6 protein-coding genes are annotated in these 9,661 nt (G+C 43.0%); 2 read left to right on the top strand and 4 right to left on the bottom strand.

The genetic code is table 11. The features are described from left to right. Positions 1–766: 766 nt before the first annotated feature. The 4 genes from gcvP to H5183_RS21045 form a co-directional block, all read right to left on the bottom strand. On the bottom strand, positions 767–3,658 hold the full coding sequence (gene gcvP, locus H5183_RS21060) for an aminomethyl-transferring glycine dehydrogenase (protein ID WP_182732643.1): 2,892 nt from the start codon (positions 3,656–3,658) through the stop codon (positions 767–769). A gap of 176 nt (positions 3,659–3,834) precedes the next feature. After that, entirely contained in the window at positions 3,835–4,224 is a 390-nt protein-coding gene (gene gcvH, locus H5183_RS21055) for a glycine cleavage system protein GcvH (protein ID WP_182732642.1), read from the bottom strand. Between the two features lie 219 nt (positions 4,225–4,443). Next, entirely contained in the window at positions 4,444–5,526 is a 1,083-nt protein-coding gene (gcvT, locus tag H5183_RS21050; RefSeq protein WP_182732641.1) for a glycine cleavage system aminomethyltransferase GcvT, read from the bottom strand. A gap of 186 nt (positions 5,527–5,712) precedes the next feature. After that, positions 5,713–6,312: a hypothetical protein gene (locus H5183_RS21045; RefSeq protein ID WP_182732640.1), complete on the bottom strand. Its 600-nt coding sequence runs from the start codon at positions 6,310–6,312 to the stop codon at positions 5,713–5,715. 126 nt (positions 6,313–6,438) lie between these two features. Between H5183_RS21045 and H5183_RS21040 the strand changes: the two genes are divergently transcribed. Next, complete coding sequence (locus tag H5183_RS21040) at positions 6,439–7,284, top strand: LysR family transcriptional regulator (RefSeq protein WP_145241866.1); 846 nt, start codon at positions 6,439–6,441, stop codon at positions 7,282–7,284. 196 nt (positions 7,285–7,480) lie between these two features. After that, complete coding sequence (locus H5183_RS21035; RefSeq protein ID WP_182732639.1) at positions 7,481–9,631, top strand: TonB-dependent receptor domain-containing protein; 2,151 nt, start codon at positions 7,481–7,483, stop codon at positions 9,629–9,631. Positions 9,632–9,661 lie beyond the last annotated feature (30 nt).

Genomic DNA, 9,661 nt, shown 5'->3' with positions numbered 1-9,661 from the left:
ACCAATCTCACGTTTAACACCCTCCCCCGTCATCACGCCCTGAAAATAAGCAATTGATGAGTAATTCATTTCATGGATGAAATGAAAGCCATGCTTGCACATGGATGTGCTTTCATGGCGTTTACGTTCACATAAATTGTGGTTTGAAGGAAATAGCGTGACGCTCGGGCGCCGTGGGTGACGAGTGACCGAAACGAAGTTTCGCAGCGCGAGGAAGTGGAAGCATGGATGCTGACAGGAACCCAGCTTCAGGGATGAATTGCTTGCAGCAGAATCAATTTAAAAACCGATCGCCCCTTGGTTGCCGCCAGCAAGCTAAACCTTGAATAAGGTTTCTAATGTAGGTCGCGGATTTATCCCGACAAAAATTAGCAGTAAGAACCATCAGCCAAGGTGATACAACTTTTTGGGCTAAAGCCCAACCTACAAACCCACGCGCCAGCAAGCTTAGCGCCTACGGTGGTTAACTCTGCCACTATGTTACATCATTCGTGGCTAAAGCCGACTCCTACAACAATATTTAACCTCGGTGCAGCGCGAAGCGTCTCTGACTTCTCTGTGGTGAAATTTACTTATCGCCCTAAAGAGCGACCTACAAACAATACATATTTACGTGCTTGGGAGTTGGTAATAATATTGGAGAATCGTTGGGTTTCGTTGCACTCTACCCAACCTACGTTCATATAATTTATGGCTTCTCACTAGGCACAAAAAAGCCGCTACATTGCTGCAACGGCTTTTTTAATTATTTGAGTTTAATCAAAAATTAATCTCTGTATGTCTCTACCGCTGGGCATGAACACACTAGGTTACGGTCGCCGTATACGTCATCGATGCGCGTTACTGTAGGCCAGAATTTGTTTTTAGCCACTGCTGGTACTGGGAACGCAGCGTAGAAGCGGTCGTATGCTCTGTCCCACTCGTTACCAAGTACGTCGCCTTGTGTATGCGGTGCAAACACTAGCGGGTTGTTTTCGATAGACCATTCGCCAGAGATCACTTTGTCGATTTCGCCTTTAATTGACACCATAGCTTCGATGAAGCGGTCGATCTCAACTTTAGACTCCGACTCAGTAGGCTCAATCATCAAGGTGCCCGCTACAGGGAACGACATAGTTGGTGAATGGAAGCCGTAATCTTGTAAGCGCTTAGCCACGTCCATTTCAGTGATGCCTGAAAGCTCTTTAAGTGGGCGTAAGTCAACAATACATTCGTGAGCAACACGGTTGTTGCGACCACGGTATAAAATTGGGAAGTGCTGGCTTAACTCATGAGTTAAGTAGTTAGCACTTACGATTGCCATTTCAGTGGCTTGTTTAAGGCCTTCGCTACCCATCATGGTGATGTAAGCCCATGAGATAGGTAAAATAGCTGCTGAGCCGTATGGCGCTGCTGATACTGCTCCGTTGCCGATACTCGTACCTGGTACGTTAATTACGCTGTGGTTAGGCATAAATGGCGCTAGGTGTGATTTAACACCGATTGGGCCAACACCTGGGCCACCGCCGCCATGTGGGATACAGAACGTTTTATGCAAGTTTAAGTGCGATACGTCTGAACCGATAAAGCCTGGGCTTGTTACACCAACTTGTGCATTCATGTTCGCGCCGTCCATGTAAACTTGGCCGCCGTGTTGATGAATGATGTCACAAATTTCACGAATTGTTTCTTCGTATACACCGTGCGTAGACGGGTATGTGATCATGATACACGATAGGTTTTCTGCGACTTCTTCAGCTTTCGCTTTAAGGTCTGCCATATCTACATTACCGTTTTTGTCACAATCAACAACTACAATTTTCATGCTTGCCATTTGTGCAGAAGCTGGGTTAGTACCGTGCGCTGAACTTGGGATCAAACAAATATTACGGTGCGCATCGCCACGTGACTCGTGGTATTTACGAATCGCGATTAAGCCTGCGTATTCACCTTGTGCGCCAGAGTTTGGCTGTAATGAAACGGCGTCGTAACCGGTGATGTTAACCAACCAATCATGCAGTTCGCCCATCATGATTTGGTAACCTTCTGCTTGGTCTAGCGGGCAGAATGGGTGAAGATTAGCAAACTCAGGCCAAGTAATTGGGATCATCTCAGCGGTCGCGTTTAGTTTCATAGTACATGAACCTAACGAGATCATTGAGTGGTTAAGTGCTAAATCTTTGTTTTCAAGACGTTTGATATAACGCAGCATTTCAGTTTCGCTGTGATACGAATTGAAGTTAGGGTGCGTTAAGATTTCATCATCGCGTTCAAGGTTTGCAGGGATTGAATCGCTACCGTTTGCTTCGATGTCTGCTGCGATTCCATCAACACTTAAGCCGTGGTCTTCGCCAAGAATGATATCGAACAACTGTGCTACGTCTGCGCGCGTTGTGGTCTCAGATACTGAGATTGAGTATTCGCCATCATGGTTAGTAGCAAAGTTTACGCCGTTTGCTACAGCACGTGCTGTTACGTCGTCTTTGTTATCGCTAACAACTGTTAGGGTATCAAACCAGGTGCTGTGCTTAAGGTTTACACCTTTAGCTTTAAGGCCTGCGGCTAAAATATCAGCAAAGCGATGAATACGCTGTGCAATAGTTTTTAAGCCTTGTGGGCCATGGTACACCGCATAAAACGCAGCCATGTTAGCTAGCAATACTTGCGCTGTACAAATGTTTGAGTTGGCTTTGTCGCGGCGAATGTGTTGCTCGCGGGTTTGCATTGCCATACGTAGTGCATCGTTACCTAAACGGTCTTTAGACACACCAATGATACGACCTGGTAATGAACGTTTGTATGCATCACGTGTTGCGAAAAATGCAGCGTGTGGACCGCCGTAACCCATTGGTACACCAAAACGCTGAGCAGAACCAAGTACTACGTCTGCGCCAAGTTTACCTGGTGCTTTTAATAGTAATAAGCTCATGATGTCGGCTGCAACACAGGCAATCGCTTTTTTGCTTTGTACGCCAGCGATTAAATCTGTGATATCGACTACTTCACCTGATGTTGACGGGTATTGGAATAACGCACCAAAAATTTCGTGATTTACAGCATCAGCAGCAGGACCTACCACAACTTCAAAACCAAACTGCTCGGCGCGTGTTGTCACTACGTCGATAGTTTGGGTATGTACGTCATCAGCGATGAAGAAGATGTTGGCTTTTTTAGCTTTAGATACGCGCTTTGCAAGGCCCATGGCCTCGGCAGCCGCAGTTGATTCATCAAGTAATGATGCACTTGCTAAATCAAGACCGGTAAGGTCTAAGGTCATAGTTTGGAAATTAAGTAATGACTCTAAACGCCCTTGAGCAATCTCTGGTTGGTATGGAGTGTACGCTGTATACCAGCCTGGGTTCTCAAGCACGTTACGTAAAATTACGTGTGGTACATGAGTTGGGTGGTAGCCTTGACCGATGTAAGATTTGAACACTTTATTTTTGCTTGCTACTGATTTTAAGTAGCTTAGTGTTTCAACTTCAGTGCGGCTTTCGCCCACTGTTAGGCCTTGCTCTAAGCGGATGCTTGCAGGTACAGTTTGACCGATCAGCTCTTCAACACTCGATACTCCGAGAGCACTTAGCATATCGCTTACTTGTGCTGGGCTTGGCCCAATATGACGGCGAATAAAATCTTGCGTTTGCTCTAATTGTTCAAGAGATTTGGCGTTTGACATTTGTCCAGATTCCTATGATCCAAAAAATAAATGGTTATTACTAATGGGTAACCAGTAATAACTTAAAAGCTTTTGATTTAATGACTTACAATGTATGGAAAGGTAAGCGGTAAAATCATAAAAGCCCCAATTATGTTAGGTATAATGGGGCTTTTAGTACGGCGATAAACTAATTATTAGTCTTCGTCGATCGAATGCGCATAGCCTTCAGCGTCAAGCAGGTTTTCTAGCTCAGACTCATCAGATGCTTTAATGCGGAATAACCAACCATCGCCGTAAGCGTCGTTGTTAACTGTTTCAGGTGCATCTTCAAGGTCTTCGTTGATTGCAACGATTTCGCCACCGATTGGGGCGTATATATCTGATGCCGCTTTTACTGATTCTGCTACTGCACAATCTTCGCCTGCAAGTACTTCGTCACCAACTTCTGGTAATTCAACAAATACCATGTCGCCAAGTAGCTCTTGTGCGTGCTCAGAGATACCTACAGTGAAAGTACCGTCACCTTCGTCGCGAACCCACTCGTGTGAAGGGGCATACTTTAACTCGCTAGGGATATTGCTCATTTTATTCTTCCTTTGGTTTTGATACCAATCAACTTAAAAATTTAACCATTCTAGCGGTCTAAATAAAGCGCTAACAGCGTTATTAATTTATCAGGTAGAACAACTACATATCAAAATTAATGCCTTGTTATCACTCTATTTATCTGTCGCTATAACTGGTTAATAACTCAACATGATTGGTATTATTGGGTGATAACACCAAATTTTTTAATTAATACTTTAAAGTACAGACTTACCGTTACGTACAAAGCTTGGTTTAACTACTTTTACGTTAACTAATTTTTTACGCATTTCTACTTGAGCAGTTTCGCTAGTTGAACGTGGTACACGTGCAAGGGCAACACTAAAACCAAGTGTAGGTGAGAAAGTACCAGAGGTAATGACCCCTTCGCCACCATCAACAATTACTTTAGAACCACTACGCAATACGCCTTTTTCTTCCAGCACTAGGCCAACAAGTTTATCAGTGCTTTTGTCAGCGCGTTGCTGTACTAGTACGTCACGACCGATAAAGTCACGATCTTCAGGCTCCCATGCAATGGTCCACGCCATGTTAGCAGCAAGTGGTGATACGCTCTCGTCCATATCTAGGCCGTAAAGGTTCATACCCGCTTCTAAACGTAGCGTGTCTCGTGCACCAAGGCCCGCAGGCGCAACACCAGCATCTAGCAGTTGTTGCCAAAGATCCGCAGCTTGCTCGTTCGGTACAACAATTTCGTAACCGTCTTCGCCAGTATAGCCTGTTGTAGCAATAAATAAATCACCAGTTTGCACACCAAAAAACGGCTTCATATCTGCAACAGCTGCTTGTTGATCAGCCGTTAAGATAGTGGCAGTTTTTGCTTTAGCATTAGGGCCTTGTACTGCAATCATGGCAAACTCTGGGCGCTCTGTTACTGCAACGGCAAAATCAGCTGAAACTTTAGCCATGTGCGCTAAATCTTTTTCACGAGTTGCAGAATTAACCACTAAGCGATAATCAGTATTTGAGAAGAAGTAAATGATAAGGTCGTCAATTACGCCACCTTGCTCATTCAGCATGCCTGTGTAAAGCGCTTTACCAGGAACGGTTAATTTAGCAACATCGTTAGCGACTAGTTTACGAAGGAATGCTTGTGCTTGCTCGCCTTTGACATCAACAATAGTCATGTGTGAAACGTCAAACATGCCTGCATCGGTGCGCACTGCGTTGTGCTCTTCGATTTGCGAACCATAGTTGATTGGCATTTCCCAGCCATGAAAATCAACCATTTTTGCTTTTGATTCTAGGTGCTTTGCATGTAAAACTGTTTTAGAAGTCATAATATTCCTTCACTTTATAATTAACCCAAGATTGGGCGTGGCCTCAATTTAATAAGGGGGAATAACATGGGCGGCGATTATACATAAGTTGTAATGCACCTAACACCCAAATTGCGATTTGTTCTAACAAATAAATTACAAAAGCTGGCAACTAAAAAATACGCTAGCCAGCTTATCAATTTATGTTTAAGCAACGTCTGGTAGTGACGTATCAAAACCGCGTTGCTGTAAATATGTTTGCCATTTAGTCAGCTCTGGCGCTTTGGCCACCAGCTGAAAATACTGTATTGATTGTTTATCAATAGCGGTAATAAATACCTCACCACTTTGCGCACCGTAGCAGCTGTTGGCGTCTGACAAGCGCAGTCCAGGGGTGAGTTTAAATGCTTCGACTAACGCGTCAAATGCCTGCTCACCAGATAAAGTTAAGGTCGCTAAATCAGTGCGTGTAACAAACTCAATATCGTAGCGCAGTTGCTGTTCACTGATCAGTGCTTGTAATTGAGCCGCTGCATCTGTGTGCAACACGAATCTAAACGCTGTTGCACTAAAGTAATATAACGCAAAGCTATAATTGCTGTTTAGGTCACCATCTAAGGTGCCTTTCACACCTAAACCACTGGCGGTTAGTTTGTTTAAATCTAACCCTAATATAGTGGTTAAAAACGGGATTGCTTCAGTGCCGCTAAAATCGATCACCACGGTGTTTGTATTGACCTGCAGCATATTGCTAGCAGCTGCTTCAATCTGGCTATGACGAGCAAACATTATCGGGCTAAAAGTCATTATCGACACCTATCAATCTTTAATGGCAAAAGTATATTGTGCAAGTCTAGCAACAACAAATTGTAATTATTAATCAATTGATAAATAATACTTATCAATCCACCCCCATAAATTGTAATTTTTAATATGAAAAATATCTCAACAGACAGCTTACGCACGTTAGTTACTGTGGTTGAAGTAGCCGGTTTTGCTAAAGCAGGTGATTTACTTGGCTTATCGCAACCCGCTGTAAGTTTACAAATAAAGCGATTAGAAGAAATGCTCGGCCATAAGCTATTTAAAAAACAAGGCCAGCGCCAAGTACTCAATCAATACGGTGAACTGCTGCTGCCGATGGCAAAGCAAATGCTGCTGCAAAACGACACCATTTTGCAATTATTTACTAAAGAGAATGTGACCGGTAAGGTGCGGTTGGGAATACCCAGCGAATTTGCCGCTCGGATCTTACCCGCTATTATTGGTGACTTTGTGGCACTTTACCCAGAAGTATCGTTAGAGGTTAAATCACGTTTAAGTAAGCATTTATTGTCGGTTTCACGAGAAGACCAGTTTGATTTAGTACTGGCGTTAAATGAAGATTTAAACTCTGAAAAGTTCCCTGTTTTTATGCAAGACCAACTGGTCTGGGTTGGTGATTTATCAATAGCACAAAATGACGTTGTTACGCTTGTGACTGCACCGGAAGGTTGTATTTATCGACGCCGCGCCATCGAGGCATTGCAACTTGCAGGTATTAAGTACCGCATAAGTTATAGTAACGCTGATTTAACAGGCCTTACTGCGGCTTTAAAAGAAGGATTAGGGATCACCGTTTTGGCTAGAAGCACAGTACCTAATGAACTTAATTATGAGTTAAACACCGCTATTTTACCGAGCCTAGGTAAAATAGGTATTAGCTTAACAAAGCATGCAGAACAAGCCGAGCATGCAGTAGATAAACTTGCCGAGTTTATTGCATTACGCTTGACTTAATAGCTAACAAAAAGCCGTCTTTTGATAATTTAGATTATCGCAACGAATATAGTAATACAATATTAACAACAATATGTTTTCATATTTATATTCAAAAACTTACTTAACGATCGAAATTGTTACAAATAGGATTGATTCGTATTATTTTACATGTTTAAATTGCGCCAGTTAAAATTAGACACATACAGGATCTATAATGCCTCCTAAGCTTATTGTTTCAACACTTTCGATGGCTATTGCTTTATCATTAAGCGCTAATGCCGTTGCAAATGATGCAACAAATAAAAAAAAGAATTTTGAGCAAATTACCGTAATTGGCTCGCAAGCTGCTATTAACGATATTCCGGGCTCTGCTACATTTATCTCAGACGAACAATTACAAAAATTCGAATTTACCGATATTTCTCGTGTTTTAGCATCTGTACCAGGTGTTTACGTGCAAGAAGAAGATGGTTATGGCCTGCGCCCTAACATTGGTATGCGCGGCACAGGCACTGGCCGTAACGATAAAATATCTGTAATGGAAGATGGCGTTCTCGTAGCACCCGCTCCTTACTCAGCGCCATCGGCTTACTACTTCCCTACTATGGGCCGTATGGAGTCGATTGAAGTATTAAAAGGCGCAGCCTCTGTTAAGTATGGCCCACGCACTACCGGTGGTGTTTTAAACTTACTTTCGCGCAGCTTACCGACCGAAGGTTCAACGGGTTTAGTAAACGCCGAACTCGGTAGCGATGGTTTTTATAAGGGCCATGCTTACTTCGGTAAAGAAAAAAACAACGCAGCCGGCCTTATTGAAGTTTTCAGCTATGGTGCAGATGGCTTTAAAGAATTACCTGTAGGTAGCGACAACACAGGCTTTGAAAAGAACGACGTTCTACTTAAATTTGGTTATAAGTTTGGTGAAAACAACGCGCATAACCTAGAGATGAAAATTAAGTACTCTGATGAACAATCTGATGAAACTTACATGGGTTTAACAGAAGAAGATTATAAAGCGTCACCAAACCGTCGTTATGCCGCATCACAAAAAGACCAAATGAACACGCAACATAATGCATACCAATTAAATTATGCTTATCGTTTTGGTGATGGTTATGAGTTATTAGCGACAGCTTACCTCAATGATTTTCATCGTAATTGGTACAAAGCGAGCAAAGTAAGTGAAAGCTATTTAGCACAGTACAGTGAATTTGAAGCGGCACCAACAGCTGAAGGTATTGAAGGCATTGGTATTAAAGCAAATAACCGCGACTACCAAGCCAAAGGAGTGCAATCAGAGTTGCACATTCCTGCGGGCGATCACTATGTGACTGTTGGCGTACGCTACCACGAAGACGAAATGGATCGTTTTCAGTGGGAAGACAAATACACACTTAATCAAGATTTAAGTATGACCTTAACGTCTCAGGGCGTTCCGGGTTCTGACAGCAATCGTGTAGATAATGCAAAAGCAACAACGTTATTCATTCAAGACCAGTGGTCAATCGATGCATTAGTGATTAATGCAGGCCTTCGTTATGAAGACATCACAATTACCCGCGTAGAGTGGTCAAAGTCTGATCCTAAACGTGAAAATGGCTTAACTAAAGACGTTTCAAACGATACACAAATCTTAGTACCATCACTGGGTGCAACTTACACTGTGGGCGACAGCCTAACGCTACTTGCAGGTATTCAGCAAGGTTACGCTCCTGCTGCACCAGGTAATGCTGACCAAGAAGAAGAGGAAAGCGTAAACATTGAGTTTGGTGGCCGTTATAACGTTGCTGGTTTTAATGGTGAAATCATTGCATTCTTCTCTGATTACAGCAATATGCATGGAAATTGTACTGCATCTGTAGGCTGTAGTGATGAAAACATTGGCGACCAATACAACTACGGCGAAGTAGAAGTATCGGGCTTTGAGTTCTCTGCAGGTCGTATTTTCGAAACTAATAGCGCAACATTCCCTGTACGCTTAACTTACACTTATACGGATTCACAGTTTAAAAATGATTTTGCATCAGATATCTGGGGCCAAGTAAATAAAGGCGATGCAATGCCTTACGTTCCAGAGAATCAAATCGCTCTTTCATTTGGTGCCGTGCTTTCAAGCTTTGCATTTGATACGCAAGTGCGTTATGTATCTGACGCACATGCTGATTTAAGTGCTGACGGCTTGAATGCAATCGACAGCCGTGTTGTGTGGGATTTAGCCGCTAAATATTTAATTGATGACAAGCAAAAAGTATATCTAACGGTTGATAACTTGTTTGATAACACTTACATCGCTAACCGCGCAAACGGTGGTATTCAACCAGGTAAACCACGCACAATCCAAATGGGTTACAGCTACGCGTTTTAGGCTAAAGGCTAAAGGCTAAAGGCTAAAGGC

The sequence above is a fragment of the Pseudoalteromonas sp. SR44-8 genome (assembly GCF_014163635.1).
Lineage (GTDB): Bacteria > Pseudomonadota > Gammaproteobacteria > Enterobacterales > Alteromonadaceae > Pseudoalteromonas > Pseudoalteromonas rhizosphaerae.
The sequence above is the reverse complement of the archived record's forward strand: the minus strand, read 5'-3'. Positions and strand labels throughout refer to the sequence as shown.